Raw genomic sequence first — 21,202 nt, 5'->3', positions numbered from 1 at the left:
TTGTCTCACGACGCATCTTCGGCGTACGAAGGAACCGAATGGATTTGCAAACGGAACGCCGACTCGAGCAGTTGCTGCGCCTGCTCGATTTGCCCTGCGAGCGCATCGCCGAGCGCATGGAATTCGCCGTGGCGGGTACGCGCCTTTTCGTCGAAGTCGACGGCGGGCGGCTCACGCTGTCGCTCGCGAGCGCGGTGGACGCCGCGCGCCGCCGCGACGCGCTGATTCGCGTCATCGCGCGGTGCGATCCGATGCGCATGCAGGGCCTCGTGCTGCGCGCGTTCGCGGCGGGCACGCAGCTCGTCGTGAGCTGCGCGTTTCCGCGCGACACGAACGTCGACGACTGGCTGGCCGGCCACCGGACGATGCGGCGCCTGCTCGACGCGCACGCCGGAGACGCCGCATGAAACGGCTCGCGCCGTGGCTCGCGCGCGCGGCGGGCCGCCAGGACATCGTGCTCGCGGTGATGCTGCTCGTCGCGGTGTTCATGATGATCGTGCCGCTGCCGACGAGCCTCGTCGACCTGATGATCGCGTTCAACCTGATGGTGTCGATCATCCTGCTGATGATGTCGCTGTACATCCGCGATCCGCTCGAATTCTCGGTGTTCCCGTCGCTGCTGCTGATCACGACGCTCTACCGGCTCGCGCTCACGATCAGCACGACGCGTCTCATCCTGCTGCAGGCGGACGCGGGCGAGATCGTCTACACGTTCGGCAGCTTCGCGGTCGGCGGCAATCTCGGCGTCGGCCTCATCGTGTTCGTGATCATCACGATCGTTCAGTTCATCGTGATCACGAAGGGCTCCGAGCGCGTCGCCGAGGTGAGCGCGCGTTTCTCGCTCGACGGGATGCCCGGCAAGCAGATGAGCATCGACGGCGACCTGCGCGCGGGCACGATCGACGCGAACGACGCGCGCCGACTGCGCGGCCTCGTGCAGAAGGAGAGCCAGCTCTACGGCGCGATGGACGGCGCGATGAAGTTCGTCAAGGGCGATGCGATCGCGGGCATCATCATCATTCTCGTCAACATCCTCGGCGGCACCGCGGTCGGCGTGTTCATGCACGGCATGAGCGCGAGCCAGGCGATGTCGACGTACGCGATCCTGTCGATCGGCGACGGCCTCATCAGCCAGATTCCCGCGCTGCTGATCTCGATCACCGCGGGCATCATCGTCACGCGCGTGCCGGGCGACACGCGCCAGCCGCTCGCCGCCGATCTCGCCGAGCAGATCGGCAAGCAGCCGCAGGCGCTCTGGCTCGCCGCGTCGGTGCTGCTCGTGTTCGCGCTGCTGCCGGGCTTTCCCGTCGTCTACTTCGTCGCGCTCGCCGCGCTGGTGTTCGGCTGCGCGTGGCATCTGCGCCGGCGCGCGAAGCGCGGCGCGGCGGGCATCGGCACCGCGGCGCACGGCGCGGCCGCGCCGGCGGGCGCGCTCGCGGCACACGCGCCCGGCTCGCCGGGCTTCGCGCTGACGCCGGGCGCGATCCCGTTGATGATCCGCCACGGCGAAACGGCGGTGCGGCCCGCGAAGCTCGCCGAAGCGCTCGACGCGCTGCGCGCGCGCACGTTCGAGCAGCTCGGCCTGCCGCTGCCCGAGATCCATCTGCAAGCCGACGCCGGGCTCGCCGCCGACGCCGTGCAGATCCTGCTCTATCAGGAGCCCGTTCTCACGCTCGCGATGCCGGCGAACGAATGGCTCGCCGACGCGCGCAGCGCAAGCGTTGCGCAGCGCGTGCGCGTCGAGGCGCTGCCGTTCGCGCAGTTGCGGCTTCAATGGATCGACCCCGCTCATGCGGACGCGCTCGCCGCGCTCGGCGTCACCGTTCATCGCGACGAGGCGCGCGTCGCGCACTGCGTGTCGCTCGTCGTCGAGCGTCACGCCGCGCAGTTCATCGGCGTGCAGGAAACCCGCTTCCTGATGGACGCGATGGAGGCGCGCTACGCGGAGCTCGTGAAGGAAGTGCAGCGCCAGATGCCGATCGGCCGGATCGCGGACGTGCTGCAGCGGCTCGTCGACGAGCGCGTGTCGGTGCGCGATCTGCGCGGCATCTTCGAGGCGCTCGTCGAATGGGCGCCGCGCGAGAAGGACCCCGTGATGCTCGCCGAATACGTGCGCGTCGCGCTGCGGCGGCACATCGCGACGCGCCATCGCGCGGGCCAACCGTGGATCAGCTGCTGGATGATCGGCGAGCGCATCGAATCGATGGTTCGCGAATCGATCCGGCAGACGGCCGCGGGCTCGTATTCGTCGCTCGCGCCCGAGCACACGCACGCGATCGTCACGCGCCTGCAAGGCGCGCTCGCCGACGCCGATTTGCGGCGCACCGTGCTCGTCACCGCGATCGACGTGCGCCGTTTCATGCGCAAGATGGTCGAGCGCGAGTTCGGCGATCTGCCCGTGCTGTCGTTTCAGGAAATCGGCGACGAGGCGGAATTGCGCGTGATCGGCACCGCCGATCTGATCGGGGAGCTCGCCGATGCGCCCGCTTGATCACCCGCTTGATCACCCGCCTGATCACCCGCGCGATCGCTCGCTCGATCGCCTACTTGATCGCCTAGTTGATCGCGCGCGCGTCGCCGCGCTCGTCGACGCGCGGCTCGCGCCGCGCGGCGTCGCGCCCGAGGCCGGCGTGCGCTTCGGCCGCGTCGTCGAGATCGGCCCGACGCTCGTGCGCGCGACGCTGCCGGGCGTCGGCTTCGGCGATCTGTGCCGGCTCGAGCCGAGCGGGATCGACGCCGAAGTCGTCGCGGTCGACGGCGACGCGGCGCTGCTGTCGCCGTTCGCCGAACCGCGCGGCATCGCGGCGGGCAGCGCGGTGCGCGCGCTCGGGCGGCCGCACCGGATTGCGGTCGGCGATTTTCTGCTCGGGCGCGTCGTCGACGGGCTCGGCCGGCCGCTCGACGACGGCCCCGCGATACCCGCCGACGCCGCGCGGATCGATCTCGATCGCGCGGCGCCCGGCCCGCTCGCGCGCGCGGTGATCGACACGCCGCTGCCGCTCGGCGTGCGCGCGATCGACGGCGTGCTCACGTGCGGGCGCGGGCAACGGATCGGCATCTTCGCGGCCGCGGGCGGCGGCAAGAGCACGCTGCTCGGCATGATCTGCGACGGCAGCCTCGCCGATGTCACCGTGCTCGCGCTGATCGGCGAGCGCGGCCGCGAGGTGCGCGAGTTTCTCGAACGCGTGCTGACGCCTCAGGCGCGCGCGCGCGCGGTCGTCGTCGTGTCGACGTCCGATCGCCCGGCGCTCGAGCGGCTGAAGGCCGCGTATGCGGCGACCGCGATCGCCGAACACTTCCGCGACCAGGGCCGCGACGTGCTGCTGATGATGGATTCGCTGACGCGCTTCGCGCGCGCGGCGCGCGAGATCGGCCTCGCGGCAGGCGAAAAGCCCGCGGCGGGCAGCTATCCGCCGAGCTTCTTCGCGCGGCTGCCGCGCCTGCTCGAACGCGCGGGGCCCGCCGCAACGGGCAGCATCACCGGGCTCTACACGGTGCTCGTCGAGGGCGACGACATGAACGAGCCCGTCGCCGACGAGGCCCGCTCGATCCTCGACGGCCACATCGTGCTGTCGCGCAAGCTCGCGCAGGCGAACCATTATCCGGCGATCGACGTCGGCGCGAGCGTGAGCCGCGTGATGAGCCAGATCGTCGATGCGCGCCATCGGGATCTCGCCGCGCGGCTCAGACGCCTCGACGCCGTCTATCGCGACATCGAGCTGCTCGTGCGGGTCGGCGAATATCAGCCGGGACGCGATCCGGAAGCCGACGACGCGCTCGCGCGGCGCGACGCGATCCGCCGCTTCCTGTGCCAGCCGGTGACGGAGAAGACTACGTTTGAACAGACGATCGATCAGTTATGGACAACGGTGGACGGTCAACGCTGACCACGCTCGTGACAATCAAGAAGCGTCGCGAGCGCAGCATACGCAGCACGCTCGCGATGCTCGAGCAACAGGAGGCGACGCTCCTTGCAAGCAAGGCGAGCCTGCTGGAGGCGCGTCGCGCGCTTTGGGTCGAATGGCGCGAGTGCGCGGACGAGGACGCGGTGCACGACTACGCATCGCTGCAGGCGCTCAAGCGCGAGCTCGCGGGCTTTCATCAACGCGACCAGACGCTCGCCGACCGGATCGAGGCGGTCGATGCGCAGTGGCAGGCGCTGAGGCTCGAACGCGACGGCCAGCTCGATCAGTTGCGCCGCGCGCTCGTCGATCAGGAAAAACTGAACGCGCTGCTGGAATGACGCGACGAGGTGCGCCGTGAAAACGATGACGACGGGCGCGCGGTTGCGCGAATCGTACGGACCGTGCGCGCCGCACGCCGCGCGCGCGCCGGATCGCAGCGAGATGTCGGCGGGCGACGCCGCCGATGCGTTTTGCGCCTGGCTCGACGCCGGGCCGGGCGACGCGCGGCCACCGCGCACGCCCGCCGACGACGCGCCGGCGATCCGCACGAACGACTCGGGTGACTCGGGTGACTCGGGTGACTCGGGTGACTCGGGTGATTCGAGCGGCTCGGACGGCTCGAGCGCCGCAGCCGCCGGCTCGCGCGCGCACGCTCGACGCGCGCCGGCAGGCGGTGCGGGCGCGCGGTTCGACGGCGCGCCCGCCGCGCCGCGCCCGTCGCCCGCCGACGTGCTGACGCTGCGCATCGCGAACGGCCCGCTCGCCGGGCTCACGCTGCGCGCGCGCTTCGCGGGCGGCGCGCTCGTCGTCGCGCTCGATTCGGGCGGCGAGCACGCGCATTTGCGGGCGCGGGCGCGGCGGATGCGCGGCCGGCTCGAGGCGGCGCTCGCCGCACGTTTCGCGCAGCCCGTCACGCTGGAGTGGTCCGATGCAGCCGCTGCGGATTGATCGCACGACGCTCGCGCTGCTGCGCGCGGTCGGCGCGGGCCGGCGGCTCGCGCTCGGCGACGGCGCGCTCGCGCTGCGCTTTCTGCGCGCGGGCGGCGACGGCCTGATCCTGTCGGCGCGCACGGACGACGGCCCCGTGCGCCTATGGGTCGACGCCGCGCCGTGGTGCCGATGGATCGAGCCGGTGCTGAGCGTGCCGCACTGGGACGCGGTGCCCGTCGAGCTGCGCGGCGCGCTCGCCGCGTGGACGTGCGCGTGCATCGAGCCGGATCTCGCGTCGTTCGGCGTGCCGTGGCTGTGCGCCGACGCGATCGAGCGCGGCGCGTGCGCGGCCGAGCCCGCGTGGTCGCTGCGCATCGAGCGCGAGCATGCGGCGCTCGACATGCGGATCGTCGACGCTCCGCTCGCATGGCTCGAACGGCTCGCGAACGGGCTCGATCCGCTGCCGGATGATTTTCTGCCGGTCGATCCGCAGCCGATCGATTTGGAGCCGATCGATCTGCCGCCCCATTCGCCGGTCGGTTCTTCAGCCATGCCGCCGCGCACGCCGCCGCACGGCGGCCGCGCGGCCTCGCCCGCGCTCCGGCTCTCGCTCGCGGCCGGCTGGAGCATCGTCGACACGGCGACGCTCTCGCGCGTGCGCGCAGGCGACGCGCTGCTGCTGCAACACGCATACGCGGTTGCGCAAGGCGAGCTCGCGCTCTTCGCCGAGCGCCCGCTCGCGACCGTGCTCGATTGCCGGCGCGGCCCTTACACGATTGGAACGACGATGGATACGTTCGATGACTGGCTCGACATCGATGTCGAGCCTGCCGCGCTGCCGGATGCGCGAGGCGCAGCCGACGGGTTCGATGCGCCCGACACTGTCGATGCGCCCGACATGCACGACGGGCACGAAGGACACGCCCCGCCGCTGCGGCTCGACGCGCGCGTGCGCGTCGTCGCGCAGGTCGCGACGATCGACGTGCCGCTCGCGCGGCTCGCGAGCCTGCGCGCGGGCGACGTGCTCGACGGCCCCGCGCAGCCCGACGGGCTCGTCACGCTGCAGGTCGCGGGCAAGCCGTTCGCGCGCGGCACGCTGCTCGACATCGGCGGGCGCCTCGCCGTGCGCATCGAGCATCTGCTGCCCGCATGACGCGCGACTTCAGGTGTCGGCCGGATGGGTCGGTGCGCGACGCGCGCCGATAATGCGTCGCGTATCGCCCTTTCCGGATTCGTGGATGAACCTTTTCGACCAGCCCCTCCAGTTGATCGCCGTGCTGTTCGCACTGTCGATCCTGCCGCTGCTCGTGGTGCTGGGCACGTCGTTCCTCAAGCTGTCGGTCGTGTTCGCGCTGCTGCGCAACGCGCTCGGCACGCAGCAGATCCCGCCGAACATCGCGCTGCACGGGCTCGCGCTCGTGCTGACGATGTTCGTGATGGCGCCCGTCGGGCTCGCGATCCAGGACAACGTCGCCGCGCATCCGGTCAGGATCGACGCGCCGGACTTCACGCAGCAGGTCGAAAAGACGATCCTCGCGCCGTACCGCGCGTTTCTCGAGCGCAACACCGCGCCGGACCAGGTGCGCTTCTTCGCGGACATCGGCCACAAGACCTGGCCCGAGCCGTACCGCAACCGGATTCCCGACGATTCGCTGCTCGTGCTGCTGCCCGCGTTCACCGTGAGCCAGCTGATCGAAGCGTTCAAGATCGGCCTGCTGCTGTTCCTGCCGTTCATCGCGATCGATCTGATCGTGTCGAACGTGCTGCTGGCGATGGGGATGATGATGGTGTCGCCGATGACGATCGCGCTGCCGCTCAAGCTGCTCGTGTTCGTGCTGGTGCACGGCTGGGAGAAGCTGATCGGCCAGCTTCTGCTGTCGTTCGCCTGACGCCGCGCGCCGCCACGCATGAGCGAAGCCGTCGTCACCCAGCTCGCCGCGCAGATGATGTGGCTCGTGCTGCTGCTGTCGCTGCCCGTCGTCGTCGTCGCGTCGGTCGTCGGCATTCTCGTGAGTCTCGTGCAGGCGCTCACGCAGGTGCAGGACCAGACGATTCAATTCCTGATCAAGCTGCTCGCCGTCGCCGTCACGCTCGCCGCGACGTATCACTGGATGGGCGACGTGCTCGTCAACTATACGCTGCAGAGCTTCGATCAGATCGGCAGGATGCGATCGTAGCGCGCCGCCCATGCAGACGCTCGTCCAATGGCTGCCGATCGTCGCGATCGCGATGCTGCGCCCGTTCGGCGCGCTGCTGATCCTGCCCGTCTTCACGCCGGCCACGCTCGGCGGCGCGCTCGTGCGCAACGCACTCGCGCTGATGATCGCGCTGCCCGTGCTGCCGTTTCACGGTGCCTGGCCGGCGTTGCCCCAGGCGGCCGGCGGCACGCCGCATTACCTGTGGCTCGCGTTCGGCGAGCTGTGCATCGGCGCGCTGATCGGCTTTTGCGCGGCGATCCCGTTCTGGGCGCTCGACATGGCGGGCTTCCTGATCGACACGACACGCGGCGCGTCGATCGCGAGCGTGCTCAATCCGCTGCTCGGCGCGCAGTCGTCGCCGTTCGGGATGGTGTTCTCGCAAGTGTTCACGCTGCTCTTTCTCGTGTCGGGCGGGTTCAACACGCTGATCGCGACGATCTACGCGTCGTTCGCGACGCTGCCGCCGGGCGCCGCGCTCCACTTCGGCCCCGGCGCGCTCGCGTTCTTCGCGCAGCAGTGGCATCTGATGGTCGAGCTGTGCCTGCGCTTCGCGATGCCGGCGCTCGCGGCGATCCTCCTCGTCGACATGGCGCTCGGCCTCGTCAACCGCTCCGCGCAGCAGTTGAACGTGTTCTTCCTGTCGATGCCGATCAAGAGCGCGTTCGCGCTGCTGCTGGTCGTCATGTGCGCGAGCTTCGCGTTCCGGCTGCCGCTCGCCGACATCGCGCGGCTGCCCGAGCGCATCGCGCATCTTTGCGGCATGCTGCAATGAGCGAGAAGACCGAAAAGCCGACCGCGAAGAAGCTCGCCGACGCGCGCAAGAAAGGCCAGGTCGCGAAAAGCGCCGAGATCACGAGCGGCGCGCAGCTCGCGGTGCTGCTCGGCTATTTCCTGTTCGAGGGCGCGCATCTGCTGCAGGCGTTCGAGGCGCTCGTCGACGTGTCGATCGCGGTCGTCAACGACGATTTCGCCGCCGCCACCGCGCGCTGGATGCGCGCGCTCGGCGCGGCGCTGATCCGCTTCACGCTCGGCATGGCGGCGCTCGTGATCGCGACGACGGTGGTCGCGGTGATCGCGCAGATCGGCCCGCTGCTCGCCGTCGACGCGATCAAGCCGTCGCTCGACAAGATCAATCCGCTCGCGAACTTCAAGCAGATGTTTTCGCTGAAGAGCCTGTTCGAATTCGCGAAATCGCTGTTCAAGGTCGGCGTGCTGTCGGCGATCTTCTTCTATCTGATCCGGCAGTACGCGCCGTCGCTGCAGTTCCTGCCGCTTTGCAGCGTCGAATGCGGGCTCGCGGTCAGCACGCAGCTGCTGTACTGGATGTGGGCGGCGCTGATCGGCTTTTACGTCGTGTTCGGCATCGCCGATTTCGCGTTCCAGCGCTACAACACGACGAAGCAGCTGATGATGTCGCTCGAGGACATCAAGCAGGAATTCAAGAATTCCGAAGGCAACCCGGAGATCAAGCACAAGCGGCGCGAGATCCATCGCGAGGTGCAAAGCGGCAGCCTCGCCGCGAACGTCGCGAAATCGACGGTCGTCGTGCGCAACCCGACGCACGTCGCCGTGTGCCTCTATTACCGGCGCGACGAGACGCCGCTGCCCGAGGTGATCGAGATCGGCCGCGACGAGATGGCGCTGCACATCGTCGCGCTCGCCGAGCGCGAGCGCGTGCCCGTCGTCGAGAACGTGCCGCTCGCGCGGGCGCTCGCGAGCCGGCTCGGCGTCGGGCAGCGCATTCCGCCCGACCTGTTCGAGGCCGTCGCGCACGTGCTGCGCGTCGCGATGCAGTTGCCGTACGACGATGGCGATGACGACAGCGATGACGATGGCTGCGGTCGTGATGACGGCGGTCGCGTCGCGCGAGACGAACGCGCGCATTCTTCCCGCAACGATGCAAGCGGCTGAGCGTCGTGCGGCGCGGCGGAGCGCGCCGCGCCGGACGCGAGCGGCGCGCGCTCCGCTGGCGGTTGCGTCATCGCGCACGTCGCGGGCGCTCGCGATCGCCTTCGCGCTCGCGACCGTCGGCATCGACGCGCGAAGCGCGCATGCGCAGGAGGCGCGAGCGCCGCTCGTCTGGACGCCTTACGTCGAGGACGTCGAGGAATCGAGTGCGGCGGCCGGCGGTCGCTCCGATGCGAACACGGCCGCGCTTTCGGCGTTCGCTCCGCCTTCGACGAACGCCGCGACGCCCTCCATCGAGCCGGCCGATGCGGCCGCACGCGCGTTTGCGTCGTCTCGCGCGGCGCTTGCCGACGACACGGCGAAGGACTCGGGGAATGACTCGGTGAGGGACACGGCCAAAGACACCGCGAAAGACACCGCCAAAGACACCACGAAAGACACGACGGAAAACTCGACTGACGACTCGGCGGGACATGCGGCGAAGCAGGCGTCGCCCCCGCGGTCGACTTCCGCTTCGCCTTCGCGATCCTCCGGCTCCACGTCGCACGAACATGCGAGCCTCGCCGACGACACCGACGTTCGCACCGTCGAGGCGGCCGCATCACGAAACGCGGCGTCGCCCGCCGCGCCTCTCGCGTCCGCCGCGGCGCCGCCGTCGCGCCCCACGCGCTACGACGCGCTCGTCGCGACGGTCGCCCGGGAATTCGGTCTCGACGCGAAGCTGCTGCACGCGATGATCCGCGTCGAATCCGACTACGACGCGAACGCGATATCGCCGAAGGGCGCGACCGGCCTGATGCAGGTGATTCCCGCCACGGGCGCGCGCTTCGGCTTCGACGATCTGCGCGATCCGCATGCGAACCTGCGCGCCGGCGCGACCTATCTGAAATGGCTGCTCGGCGAATTCGGCGACGACCTGACGCTCGCGCTCGCCGCGTACAACGCGGGCGAAGGCGCGGTACGCAAGTACCGCGGCCGGATTCCGCCATATCGGGAAACGCAGGACTACGTGCGGCAGGTGCTCGCGTGCTACCGCAGCGCATGCCCGCCGCCCGACGATGCGCGACGCGACGGTTCGTCCCGCGCGAGCGTCGATGCCGCGACGCGCCCGCGCGCCGCGCGCCCGGATGCGCCGCGCCTCACCGCCGGCGCGCTCCTCGCGAAACTCGGCAGGCTGCTGCTGTCGACGCCCGCGCGTTCCGCGCCGTGACGCGCGCATGCGCGCGGCTGCGCGTGCGCGTCGAGGCGAGTGCGTCGCGCCGCCGATCGCGCAGACGTATCGGCCGCAGCCCGCATCGGCGGATCTGCTCGGCGCGCGGCTCGAACGGTATCGGCGTATGCATCGAGCGCTGAAGGGCGAGTTCGTCGCATGGCGCGCGTGCGCGCGAGCCGGTGGAACGTCCGGCATCCTTGACGAGCGGCGTTTCGGTGTTTCGGTGTTTCGGTGCAGCAGCGATGCAGCGCTTCGTCGTGCACGGCGCATCCCCGGACATCGATTTCCTTCGTTGCGCTGTCGCGCGAGCCGCCCGCGTCAACGCCCGCCCGTGCTCCGACGGCCGCGCCGAATCGGCTCCATGCCAGCCACGCCCCCGCCTCGCGACTTTGCGCATCGACGCGCGCATTGTGTCTCGACAGCGCTCGTGATTCTCCGCGCGCACCACGCGTTCTCGTCGCAAGCGCCCGACCTGCACCGCTCGTTCGCGATGTTCGCGATGTTCGCGACGGCCCGCCGCAGGCAAGCCGATTTCCACCGGACGCGGCGAAAATCAAGCAAGCGCGCCGAACACCTCGTCGAAAAGCGCGAGCATCATCCGCCACGACCGCTCGTCCGCGGAAGGATTGAAGCCGTAGCCGGGCTTGTTCAGTCGATCGGCGTCGGGATTGGTGTACGCATGCCCGACGCCGCCGAAGAGGTGAAGCTGCCAGTCCACCTGCTTTCCCTGCATTTCCGCCGCGAAGGCGGCGCGGTCCTGCGGCGGCACATCGGGGTCCTGATCGCCGATCATCATCAGAACCTTGGCCTGGATCGGCTGATCCGGGCTGCCTGCGGGACGCTTCAGGCCGGGATGAAAACCCACGGCGCATCGAACGGGCGCCCCGCTGCGCGCGAGTTCCAGCACGCTGATTCCGCCTTGGCAAAAGCCGATCGCGGCCACCCGCTTGCGATCGACGCCGGGCAGAGCCATCAGAAGTCCGAGCCCCGCGCTCGCCCGAGCGAGCATGAGGCCCGGCGCGGACATCAACTCGATATGGCGGCTCATCGCCTCCGATAGCGAAAGCCCCTCGACGCCGTACATATCGAGGGCGAACGCCGCATAGCCGAGGTCGGCCAGGCGTCTCGTTCGCGCCCGTATGTGCTCGTTCATTCCGAACGCCTCGTGCGCGACCAGGATCGCGGGCTTTTCCACGTGCGGCGCACAGTCGGCGAAATAGCCCGCCAGCGGGGTCCCTTCACATTCGTAGACTATCGTGCGTGTTTCCAACTTCATCTCTCCTTGCCCGACGGAAGGTCATCGCCTTGAGCTTTCGCGACGATGCCCAGGCCGGGGCGATGCATGAAATGGCGCGGGCGCGCGCGCCCAAATCGAGCGTCTCGACCGGATGCGACGAATTTGACCAACATCAACCAAGCGGCGCGTTTCACCTATCCGCTCATACCGCGACAATAAAACACATTTGAATACGTTCCGTCGGAAACGACGAAAATATAATTCGACCTTGTCGTTGCAGCACCGGCGATTTTCGCTTCGCCGTTCAAGCCGCTTTCGCGAGCCGCCGGCCGGATCTCGCGTCGCATCCGTTTTCCATCATCCGCTTGCCCGCCCCATACCATGACGAACGCGCTCACCTCGACAACCGCCACGCCCCGCTCCGCACGAACGCTGCCTGCACCGCCGCCGCGCATGCTCGGCGCGCTGCTCGTCGTGGCCGCCTGCGTCGCGCCGGGCCGCGCGCACGCGCGCCCGACTCCGCAGACGAGCGCCGTTTCGTGGCTCGTCGTCGACGCCGATTCCGGCACGACGCTCGGCGAGCATAACGCGAACGCGCGCCGCGAACCGGCCTCGCTCACGAAGCTGATGACCGCCTACCTCGCGTTCGACGCGCTCGAACGCGGGACGCTGCGCTGGGACGAAACCGTCGCGGTTTCCGCCGGCGACATCGCGTCCGTCGGCAGCGACGAAGCGCGCATGTATCTGACGCCCGGCCAGCACGTTCGCGTGCGCGATCTGGTGCGCGGCCTGATCGTCGCGTCGGCGAACGACGCGGCGCTCGTGCTCGCGAAACGGATCGGCGGCAGCCCCGCCGGCTTCGCGGCGCGGATGAACGACACGGCGCGGCGGCTCGGCATGCGCGATTCGCATTTCGTGTCGCCGTCGGGCATCACGACGCCCGATCACTATTCGACCGCGCACGATCTGTCGATTCTCGCGCAGCATCTGAACCGGGATTTTCCGGCGTTCTACGCGTTCTCGTCACAGCGGCGCTTCGCGTACGGGACCTTCTCGAAGACGAACAAGAATCGCCTGCTGAGTACCGATCCGACCGTCGACGGCATGAAGACGGGCCATACGAACGCGGCCGGCTGGTGCATGGTCGTCACCGCGGAGCGCCGCATCGCCGGCTCGCGTGCGTTGCACCGCGTGATCGCCGTGCTGCTCGGCGAGCCGACGGAAAAGCAGCGGCTCGCCGACGCCGGCAAGCTCCTCGACTGGGGCTTCGCGTCGCTCGGCGGCGGCGAATCGGCGGCGTCGACCGCTACGGCAGCTACGGCAGCTACTACTGCTACGACCGCTGCGACCGCTGCGGCAGCTACAACCGCTACAGCCGCGGCGACGGGGGCGCGCCGCTCGAACGCGCGGGCCGGCGAGCACCGCGCGGAAGATCGGGCGCACATGCTGTGACGTTCGCGTAGCGCGACGCCGCTCTCGCGCGCGCCTCGACGGCAACAGCGACGCGCCCGCGCCCGCGCGACAAGATGCCACGCGCGACGAGACGCGACACGACGCGCGACGCCCGCGCCGGCATCGATCGCCTATCGAAGCGGCGCGCGTCGCCGTGCAGCGTCATTTCGCCTTCATCCCTCCGCGCGGCATCGCGCCGCGCGTGCCGACGCGCTTCGCCGCGTCCTCTTTCCGCACGCGCTCGCCCAACGGCGGCGAGCGCATCGGTCATCCATCGGGGCTCTCGCTTCACGGCCGCGCCCTCGCGGTCGGGGCATCGCCCCTGTCGCCACCCACCTTCGTCGCCACGACGTCGACTCGACACCCATTCGACCATGCCGAAACCCACCGAATCGCTCCGCCCCCCTCCGCCGACGCCCGGCACGCTCCCCCGCTGGCGCTCGCGCTGCGTCCTCGCGCTCCTCTGCGCCGGCTTCGGCGCGCTCGCGGCGCGCGCGCTGTGGGTTCAGGTCGTGCACAGCGATTTCTACATCAGGCAGGGCGTGAAGCGATACGAGCACACGTTCGCGGCCGCGCCGACGCGCGGGCGCATTCTCGACCGCAACGGCGACGCCCTCGCGATCAACGAGCCCGTCGCCGACGTGTGGATCGCGCCCGACGCGCTGCGCCGCGCGACGCATCCGCAAATGCGCGCGCTCGCGTCGCTGCTCGGCCTGCCGGACGACGCGCTCGCCGCCAAGGCGCTCAGCGCGCGGCAGTTCCTGTATCTGAAGCGCTGGATCGCGCCGGAGCTGGCCGCGCGCGTCGAGCGGCTCGACGTGCCGGGCGTGCACGTCGCCCGCGCGACGCGGCGCTATTACCCGGGCGGCGGCGACGTCGCGCAGCTCGTCGGCTTCGTCGGCGCGAACGGTCACGGGCTCGAAGGCGTCGAGCTCGCCGCCGACGCCGCGCTCGCCGGCGTCGGCGCGAAGCGGGACTACATCGTCGACCGCCTGGGCCGCCCGGTGGACGTCGGCGACGTCGAATCGGCGGGCACGCCCGGCGCGGACGTGAGGCTGTCCGTCGATCGGCGCATCCAGCATCTCGCCACGCTCGCCGTCGAGCGGACCATCGAGCGCACCGGCGCGGCGGCCGGCTGCGCGATCGTCGTCGATGCGAAGACGGGCGGCGTCCTCGCGCTCGTGAACGCCCCCACGTTCGATCCGAACGAGCCGCACGCGGCCGGCGACGGCGACGGCCGCTTCCGCAACCGCGCGCTGACCGACGTCTTCGAGCCGGCCTCGACGCTCAAGCCCCTCACGGTCGCGCTCGCGTTGAGCGAAGGCGTCGTCACGCCCGACACGCGCTTCGACACGTCGCCCGGCGTGCTGGAGATCGACGGCGCGACGATTCACGACACCGGCGACTTCGGCGAGCTGAGCGTCACGCAGATCATCGCGAAATCGAGCAATATCGGCATGGCGAAGATCGCCGAGCGGCTGCGCGCGCAGGACATGTGGCAGACGTTCGCGCGTGCCGGCATCGGCGCGCGGCCGCTCGCGGGCCTGCCGGCGGTCGCGCGCGGCACGCTGCGGCCGGCCCGCCATTGGAGGCCGATCGAGCGCCTGACGATGTCGTACGGCTACGGGCTGTCGATGTCGCTCGCGCAGCTCGCGGACGTCTACACGGCCTTCGCCGGCGACGGCGAGCGCATTGCGCTGTCGCTCACGCGCCCGAGCGCGCAGGCCGAGCGCGTGCGCGTCGTGCCGCCCGCGGTTGCGCGGCAGATTCGCGCGATGCTGGAAACGGACGGCGAGCAAGGCACGGCGCGCGTCGCCCGGCTGCCCGACTACCGGATCGGCGCGAAGACGGGCACCGCGCGCAAGCTTCACGCCGGGCGCTATGCGCGCGGCAAGTACCGGGCGCTCTTCGTCGGCATGGCGCCGATGAGCGATCCCCGGCTGATCGTCGCGGTGATGATCGACGAGCCGTCGCGCGGCTCGTATTACGGCGGCCCGGCGGCCGGCCCCGCGTGGGCGCAGATCATGGAGAACGCGCTGCATCTGCTCGGCGTGCCGCCCGATCGGACAGCGCCGCGGCATGCATGACGCGCGATTCGATCGTCGCGCCGATAGCCGCCGTGCAACGGCCGAGCCGCAGCCGTCGTTTGCGCCCTCGATCCTTGTCGGACGTCGACGTGTCGGAACGCTTGTGCCGGCTCGTTCGCCGTGCGCCGCGCGCGTTCGGTCAATCTCCGAACGGCGCCGCGCGCGCCGAGCCGTGCGGCACGCCGAATCTCGAGCCGAACGCGGCGGCGCGAACGCGCGCGCGCCTCGTTCGCATTTGCCGCGCGGAAGCGGCCTGTTGCCGCCGCCGGTTGCGTCAATCGCATTGCTCGCCGCCTACGTCGCAAACGCAATTCAGGCGCGGTTGCCGACGGTCGCGGTGCTCGCGCACTTTCAGCCGATCGTGCCCGCTCATGGCCGATGCGGCGGACAACGCGCCGATCGCGCAATGCCGTACGGAACGCCGTGTACCGCCGACATTCGATGCGACTCCGCGCGTCGTGAAGCGCGTGGCGCTCGCAGCGCAAGGCGACGGATTCCACGCGCGCCGCGGCATCGACATGGTCGGCCCGGCGCGCGCCGCGTTCACGGGCGGGAGATCGATTCGCCCCGCCGCACGACGATCGAGATCCCCGTATCCGCGTACCCCATGAACAAATGGGACTCGGCGCGCATGTTGCGCTGCATGTCGTCGAAGCTGCCGGCGTTCTTGCCCGTTCCCGGGTCCATGTAGCTGCCGTCGGCGCGATGCGCGACCCAGTGCAGCCCGACCGGCACCTTCGCGAACGACACGGCGAGCGCCTTCAGCTCGGCCTCGCCTTCGCGCAGCTCGGCCGCGTGCGGCCTGACGACGGTGCCCGGCGCGAGCGACGACTTGACGTCCGAATACAGCCAGTTCAACACCTTCGAGAAGATGCCGGGATGCTCGTGAATGTCCATCTCGAGCCCCAGCAGCTGCCCCGCGAACACCAGATGCTGCGGCATCGAATATCCGGCGTCATGGATGCGGTCCGCATGACGCCGGTGCGTCGTCATCCCGCTCGTGATCATGAAAAGATCCTGCTCGCATGCGTTGCTCAGCTCGAGCGCGCCGTCGCCGAGCTCGCTCAGCGAGCCCTTATAAGCCGGCATCTTCTCGACGCCGAGCTCCTTCGCGATGCATAGAAGGCTCGCGGCGCCGCACGAGTTCGGGAAAATCTGCTTGCGCGACGCGTGCGCCGGAACGGTCGTGCCGGCGAGCCGGTCGGCGGCTTGCGCGCCGGCCGCAGTCGGCACATGAGCGGATATCGGGAGATTGCGGATCATGCGGTTGTCGATCGAATGGCGCGGCCGGCCGGCTGGCGTTCGTCGTCACGACGCGGCCGGGCGCCGTATGCGCGAACGCGGGATGCGGCGCTTGCGGCGCAGCCGCCGGCGACGTCGGGTTCATGGCGCGGCCGGCGCGTGCGGCGGCCGCGGCGTACGCGTTCGTGTCGTCGGGGCATCGTGCCCGTCGGCGAACGCGCGGTTCGATGTTACGAAAATCGGAGCGCGCGTGTTTTGAAAACGCGCCGCGCTTGTCGAATTCGCCGCGACGCGCGGCGGCGCGGCGGCGCGGCGTGCGCGCGGTGTGCGCCCGGTGTCGCGACGTGGCGCGCCATCGCGGCTATCGCTGCCATCTCCGTCATCGCCGCCACTGCCGCCGACGCGACCGACTCTGCTGACGCGGTCGGCTCGGTTGACGCTAACGTTGACGCTGACGTTGATGGCAACGCGAACGCAAACGCCCCCACAACGGCGTCGACCTCACCCGCGCCAACGCCCCCGGCGCAGCGCGCGTCAGCGCACGCTCGACCCCCGATCCGCCGCGTGGCGCAGGCACGCGCGCGGCTCTCGGCGCAGCCGCGCGCGCATGCGCGCGAGTGCCCGTCCGGCGCGGCTGCGCACCCGCCGCCCGCGCCCGTACATCTGCCTCGGCCCCACGTATGCGGTGTCCCTCGGCGCCGCGCCGCCGCCGTCGAGCGGCGCGCCCACTTCAATAAACGTCTCGCGCATAACGCTTGTCCTTCGCGAGCCGCGCGACGTAGTCCGCCGCCTGCTCGTCGGTCATCCCCCCATGCCGCGCGACGATCGCCTTCAGCGCCGCGTCGACGTCCTTCGCCATGCGCGACGCGTCGCCGCACACGTAGAAATGCGCGCCCTCCTCGAGCCACGCCCACAGCGCCGCGCCCTGCTCGATCATCCGGTCCTGCACGTAGATCTTCTCCTTCTGATCGCGCGAGAACGCGAGATCGAGCCGCGTCAGCAAACCGTCCGTGCGCATCCGGGCGAGCTCGTCGCGATAGTAGAAATCGGTGTCCGCGTGCTGTTCGCCGAAGAAGAGCCAGTTGCGCCCGTTCGCGCCGCGCGCGCGCCGCTCGTGCAGGAAGCCGCGAAACGGCGCGATGCCCGTGCCCGGCCCGACCATCACGATCGGCGTGTCGCCGCTCGCCGGCGGCCGGAAATGCGCGGACTTCTGCACGAACACCGGCACGCCCGCGTCGGCCGCGCGATCCGCGAGGAACGTCGACGCGACGCCCTTGCGCTGCCGCCGCCCGTTGCTGTAGCGCACGGCCGACACGGTCAGATGGATCTCGCCGCGATGCGCGTTCGGGCTCGACGCGATCGAATACAGCCGCGGCTGCAGGCGCTTGAGCATCCCGACGAGCTCGGCGGCCGACAGCTCGAGCGGAAACTCGTGCAGCACGTCGGCGATCTGCTGCCCCCACAGCCAGTTTTTCAGATCCGCCTTGCGATCGTCGCCGAGCAGGCGCGCGAGCGCGTCTCCCGAGCGGCTGCGCGACGCGACGAGCGCGAGCGCGTCGGGATGCGGCCGCGTGATGTCGAGATGCCTCGCGAGCGCATCGGCGAGCCGCAGCTCGCCCACGCCCGCGAGCGTCACCGGCGCGTCCGCCTTCAGGCGCGTCAACGTCAGCAGCTCGTCGACGAGCGCCGGGCAGTTCGTCGGCCACACGCCGAGCGCGTCGCCCGTTTCGTATTCGATCGCCGCGCCGTCCGTCGACAGCGACACGTAGCGCGTATCCTTCGCCGCGCCCGGCTCGTTGAGCCGCAGGTTCGCGACGAGCCGCGACGCGGCCGGGCGCGTCTTCGTCGGGATTGCGCCCGACGGGATCATCCCGTCCGCCGGCACCGCGTGCAGCGCCGCGTCCTCTTCCTTGATCCGCGCGATCGCGCGTTCGAGCCACGCGTCGGCGGCCGGCTGGAATTCGGCGTCGCAATCGACGCGCTCGACGACGCGCGTCGCGCCGAGCGCCGCGAGCCTCGCGTCGAGCCGGCGGCCGTGGCCGCAGAACTGGTCGTAGTTGCGGTCGCCGAACGCGAGCACCGCGTAGCGCAGCCCGTCCACGCGCGGCGCGTGCGCTGCGTTCAGCGCCGCCCAGAATTCCTGGCCGTTGTCCGGCGCGTCGCCGTCGCCGAACGTGCTCGTCATCAGCAGCGCGTACTGCGCCTTCGCGAGCGACGCGGCCGGATAATCGGCCATGCACGCGACGCGGATCTCGAAGCCCGAATCCATCAGCTGCGTCGCGTAGCGCTCGGTCAGCGATTCGACGTTGCCCGTCTGCGACGCCCACAGCAGCACGACCTTCGGCCGCGCGCGCACGATCCGCACGCCGCTCGGCGCGGGCGACGCGTCGGCCGCCGGCAGCGGCGGCGGCGACGTCGCGCCCGCCCGCGCCTCGAGCAGCGCCGGCGCCCCGCCCGGCGCGCGGCTGAACAGCCCGGCGAGCAGCCCGTCGACCCAGAGCCGCGTGTCGGCGCCAAGCGGCGCGTTCGCGGGCAGCACCGGCACGCCGCCCGCCCGTCTGCCCTCGACGCAGCGCAGCCCGCTGACGAAGCCCGCGACGTAGACGCGTTCCGCGCCCGTGAGCTGCGGCGCGCTCGCCGTGACCGGGACGCCGAGCAGCGCGGCGAAGGTGTCGATATCGGACATGTTCAGTTCCTCGGGGGCGGCGTCGGCGGCGCACGCGGCTTCGCACGCGCCGAACGCGCGCGGCGCGCCGCCTGCGTGCGCCTCATACGATTCATGCGCTTCATGCGCTTCTGCGCGCGGCGCGCGCGCGGCGCCGCCCGCCGCGGCGTCCGTTTCGCCGGACACGTCGGCGCGCGCAAGCGCGACCGCGCAGAATTTGAGTTCGGGCTGCAGCGACACCGGATCGACCGCGTCGTTCGTGAGCGCGTTCACGCACAGGTCGTCGCCGTACACGTCGTTCCAGTGCATCGGCGCGAAGCACGCGCCCGGCTGCACGCGGTCGGTGACGACAGCGGGCAACACCGCGCGGCCGCGCGCCGAACGGATCTCGACCGCGTCCTTCGCGGCGATCGACAGCGCGGCCGCGTCGTGCGGATGGATCTCGACGAACGGGCGCGGATTCAGCTTGTTCAGCATCGCAACCTTGCCCGTCTTCGTCATCGTGTGCCACTGATGCTGCAAGCGGCCCGTGTTCAGCACGATCGGGAATTCGCGCGTCGGCGTCTCGGCCGGCGCGACGTGCGGCCGCGCGAAGAAGCGCGCCTTGCCGGACGGCGTCGGAAACGCGATCGGCGGCGCGCCGCCGTCGGGCAGCGTCCGAAGCGGCTCGCTCGCGCCGTCGTTCAGGTAGCGGATCGGATGGCGGTCGCGCCCGTCGTCCGGCGGACACGGCCATTGCAGCGGCGTGTCGCGCAGCGCCGCGTGGCTCGCGCCGCGCAGGTCGTAGCCGGTGCGCGGATTCGCGAAGCGCCGGATCTCGTCGAATACTTCGGCGGCCGAACCGTAGTCGAACGCGTCGCCGTAGCCCATCTCACGCGCGACCGCCGCGACGATCCTCCAGTCCGGCCATGCGTCGCCGGGCGGCTCGACCGCCTGCCGCATCAGCGTGAGGTTGCGCTCCGAGTTGATCATCACGCCTTCGGCCTCCGCCCACAACGCGCCCGGCAGCAGGATGTCCGCGTAGCGGTTCGTCTCGGTGTCGAGGAACGCATCCTGCACGATCACGACGTCGGCCGCCCGCAGCCCGGCGATCACGTTCTTGCGGTTCGCGACCGTCGCGGCCGGGTTCGTGCAGATGATCCAGCACGCCTTCACGTCGCCCGCGGCCATTTTCGCGAACAGGTCGACGGTGCCGCCGCCCGCGTCCTTGCGGATCGTGCCCGCGGGCAGGCGCCAGACGTCCTCGACGAAGCGGCGGTCGTCGTCGTCGAGCGCGGTGCGCTGGCCCGGCAGCCCCGGTCCCATGTAGCCCATCTCGCGGCCGCCCATCGCGTTCGGCTGCCCGGTCAGCGAGAACGGCCCGCTGCCCGGCCGGCAAATCCTGCCCGTCGCGAGATGCAGGTTGCAGATCGCGTTCGTGTTCCAGGTGCCGTGCGTGCTCTGGTTGAGCCCCATCGTCCAGCAGCTCGTCCATTCGCGCGCGTCGCCGATCCATTGCGCGGCGAGCCGGATGTCCGCTTCGGCGAGGCCGGTGATTTCGGCGACCTTCTCGGGCGCGTAATCGCCGAGGAAATCCGGCATCGCGTCCCAGCCCTCGGTGTGCGCGGCGATGAACTCCGCGTCGGTCCTGCCGTTCGCGTGCAGCAGATGCAGCAGCCCGTTCAGCAGCGCGAGATCGGTGCCGGGCCGGATCTTCAGGAACAGGTCCGCCTTGTCCGCGGTCGCGGTGCGGCGCGGATCGACGACGACGAGCTTCGCGCCCGCCTTCACGCGGTCCATCATCCGCAGGAACAGAATCGGATGGCAGTCGGCCATGTTCGAGCCGATCACGAAGAACAGGTCCGCGCGGTCGAAATCCTGATACGAGCCGGGCGGGCCGTCCGCGCCGAGCGACAGCTTGTAGCCGCTACCCGCGCTCGCCATGCAAAGGCGCGAATTCGATTCGATGTGCGGCGTGCGCACGTAGCCCTTCGCGAGCTTGTTCACGAGATACTGCGCTTCGAGCGACATCTGGCCCGACACGTAGAACGCGAGCGCGTCGGGGCCGTGCGCGTCGAGCACGGCGCGCAGCCGGCGCGCGGTCTCGGCGATCGCGTCGGCGATCGGCACGGGCGCGGGATCGCGCTCGCGCGCGTCGCGCACGAACGCCCGCTCGAGCCGGCCCGCGTTGCGCAGCGCGACATGCGCGGACGAGCCCTTCGTGCACAGACGCCCGAAGTTGGTCGGATGCTCGGTGTCGCCGGACACCTTGACGACCTCGCCGCCCTCGACGTGCAGCACCATGCCGCAGCCGACGCCACAGTACGGGCACACGGTCTTCACGCTCGCGCTCGCCACGTTCGCTCGCCTCGCCGTTCGCTATCGG

The 21,202-nt window shown here is 70.6% G+C and carries 16 protein-coding genes; 13 read left to right on the top strand and 3 right to left on the bottom strand.

The features are described 5' to 3' along the window. Nucleotides 1-38: 38 nt before the first annotated feature. From WS78_RS23590 to WS78_RS23540, 11 genes are all read left to right on the top strand, one after another. Entirely contained in the window at nucleotides 39-407 is a 369-nt protein-coding gene (locus WS78_RS23590) for a secretion protein (RefSeq protein WP_226377295.1), read from the top strand. Beyond that, the gene (locus WS78_RS23585) at nucleotides 404-2,491 is read left to right on the top strand and encodes an EscV/YscV/HrcV family type III secretion system export apparatus protein (protein ID WP_059582101.1); all 2,088 of its coding nucleotides are present in this window, start codon (nucleotides 404-406) and stop codon (nucleotides 2,489-2,491) included. Before WS78_RS23590 ends, WS78_RS23585 begins: the two co-directional genes overlap by 4 nt. Then, the gene (locus WS78_RS23580; protein ID WP_059582104.1) at nucleotides 2,478-3,887 is read left to right on the top strand and encodes an EscN/YscN/HrcN family type III secretion system ATPase; all 1,410 of its coding nucleotides are present in this window, start codon (nucleotides 2,478-2,480) and stop codon (nucleotides 3,885-3,887) included. Before WS78_RS23585 ends, WS78_RS23580 begins: the two co-directional genes overlap by 14 nt. Continuing rightward, on the top strand, nucleotides 3,860-4,243 hold the full coding sequence (locus WS78_RS23575) for a hypothetical protein (RefSeq protein ID WP_038747816.1): 384 nt from the start codon (nucleotides 3,860-3,862) through the stop codon (nucleotides 4,241-4,243). Before WS78_RS23580 ends, WS78_RS23575 begins: the two co-directional genes overlap by 28 nt. Before the next feature lie 16 nt (nucleotides 4,244-4,259). Then, the gene (locus WS78_RS37225; protein ID WP_059582109.1) at nucleotides 4,260-4,853 is read left to right on the top strand and encodes a hypothetical protein; all 594 of its coding nucleotides are present in this window, start codon (nucleotides 4,260-4,262) and stop codon (nucleotides 4,851-4,853) included. Then, nucleotides 4,834-5,988, top strand: a complete 1,155-nt coding sequence (locus WS78_RS23565; protein ID WP_059582113.1) for a FliM/FliN family flagellar motor switch protein — start codon at nucleotides 4,834-4,836, stop codon at nucleotides 5,986-5,988. Before WS78_RS37225 ends, WS78_RS23565 begins: the two co-directional genes overlap by 20 nt. A gap of 85 nt (nucleotides 5,989-6,073) precedes the next feature. Beyond that, nucleotides 6,074-6,724, top strand: a complete 651-nt coding sequence (sctR, locus tag WS78_RS23560) for a type III secretion system export apparatus subunit SctR (protein ID WP_038747822.1) — start codon at nucleotides 6,074-6,076, stop codon at nucleotides 6,722-6,724. Between the two features lie 18 nt (nucleotides 6,725-6,742). Continuing rightward, nucleotides 6,743-7,012 (top strand): EscS/YscS/HrcS family type III secretion system export apparatus protein, encoded by a 270-nt coding sequence (locus WS78_RS23555; protein ID WP_038747825.1) that lies wholly within the window; start codon nucleotides 6,743-6,745, stop codon nucleotides 7,010-7,012. 10 nt (nucleotides 7,013-7,022) lie between these two features. Next, nucleotides 7,023-7,805 (top strand): type III secretion system export apparatus subunit SctT, encoded by a 783-nt coding sequence (gene sctT / locus WS78_RS23550; protein WP_059582117.1) that lies wholly within the window; start codon nucleotides 7,023-7,025, stop codon nucleotides 7,803-7,805. Further along, nucleotides 7,802-8,944: an EscU/YscU/HrcU family type III secretion system export apparatus switch protein gene (locus tag WS78_RS23545; RefSeq protein ID WP_059582120.1), complete on the top strand. Its 1,143-nt coding sequence runs from the start codon at nucleotides 7,802-7,804 to the stop codon at nucleotides 8,942-8,944. Before sctT ends, WS78_RS23545 begins: the two co-directional genes overlap by 4 nt. Then, nucleotides 8,847-10,151 (top strand): lytic transglycosylase domain-containing protein, encoded by a 1,305-nt coding sequence (locus WS78_RS23540; protein ID WP_226377294.1) that lies wholly within the window; start codon nucleotides 8,847-8,849, stop codon nucleotides 10,149-10,151. The genes WS78_RS23545 and WS78_RS23540 overlap by 98 nt, the downstream gene beginning before the upstream one ends. 556 nt (nucleotides 10,152-10,707) lie before the next feature. On the opposite strand, the gene WS78_RS23535 is transcribed toward WS78_RS23540, so the two are convergent. Next, nucleotides 10,708-11,424, bottom strand: coding sequence for a dienelactone hydrolase family protein (locus WS78_RS23535; RefSeq protein ID WP_052145077.1), 717 nt, complete (start codon nucleotides 11,422-11,424; stop codon nucleotides 10,708-10,710). 348 nt (nucleotides 11,425-11,772) lie between these two features. Here WS78_RS23535 and WS78_RS23530 point away from each other — a divergent pair, with 348 nt between their 5' ends. After that, entirely contained in the window at nucleotides 11,773-12,843 is a 1,071-nt protein-coding gene (locus WS78_RS23530) for a D-alanyl-D-alanine carboxypeptidase family protein (RefSeq protein WP_059582125.1), read from the top strand. A gap of 374 nt (nucleotides 12,844-13,217) precedes the next feature. Next, entirely contained in the window at nucleotides 13,218-14,930 is a 1,713-nt protein-coding gene (locus WS78_RS23525) for a peptidoglycan D,D-transpeptidase FtsI family protein (RefSeq protein ID WP_059582129.1), read from the top strand. Nucleotides 14,931-15,473: 543 nt separating this feature from the next. Here WS78_RS23525 and WS78_RS37220 read toward each other — a convergent pair. Both WS78_RS37220 and WS78_RS23505 read right to left on the bottom strand, forming a co-directional pair. Continuing rightward, complete coding sequence (locus WS78_RS37220) at nucleotides 15,474-16,193, bottom strand: hypothetical protein (RefSeq protein WP_197419490.1); 720 nt, start codon at nucleotides 16,191-16,193, stop codon at nucleotides 15,474-15,476. A gap of 709 nt (nucleotides 16,194-16,902) precedes the next feature. Continuing rightward, nucleotides 16,903-21,174, bottom strand: a complete 4,272-nt coding sequence (locus tag WS78_RS23505) for a bifunctional nitrate reductase/sulfite reductase flavoprotein subunit alpha (RefSeq protein ID WP_059582142.1) — start codon at nucleotides 21,172-21,174, stop codon at nucleotides 16,903-16,905. Nucleotides 21,175-21,202 lie beyond the last annotated feature (28 nt).

The organism is Burkholderia savannae (assembly GCF_001524445.2).
In the GTDB taxonomy this organism is placed as follows: Bacteria; Pseudomonadota; Gammaproteobacteria; order Burkholderiales; family Burkholderiaceae; genus Burkholderia; species Burkholderia savannae.
This window is presented reverse-complemented; position numbering and strand designations above follow the sequence as displayed.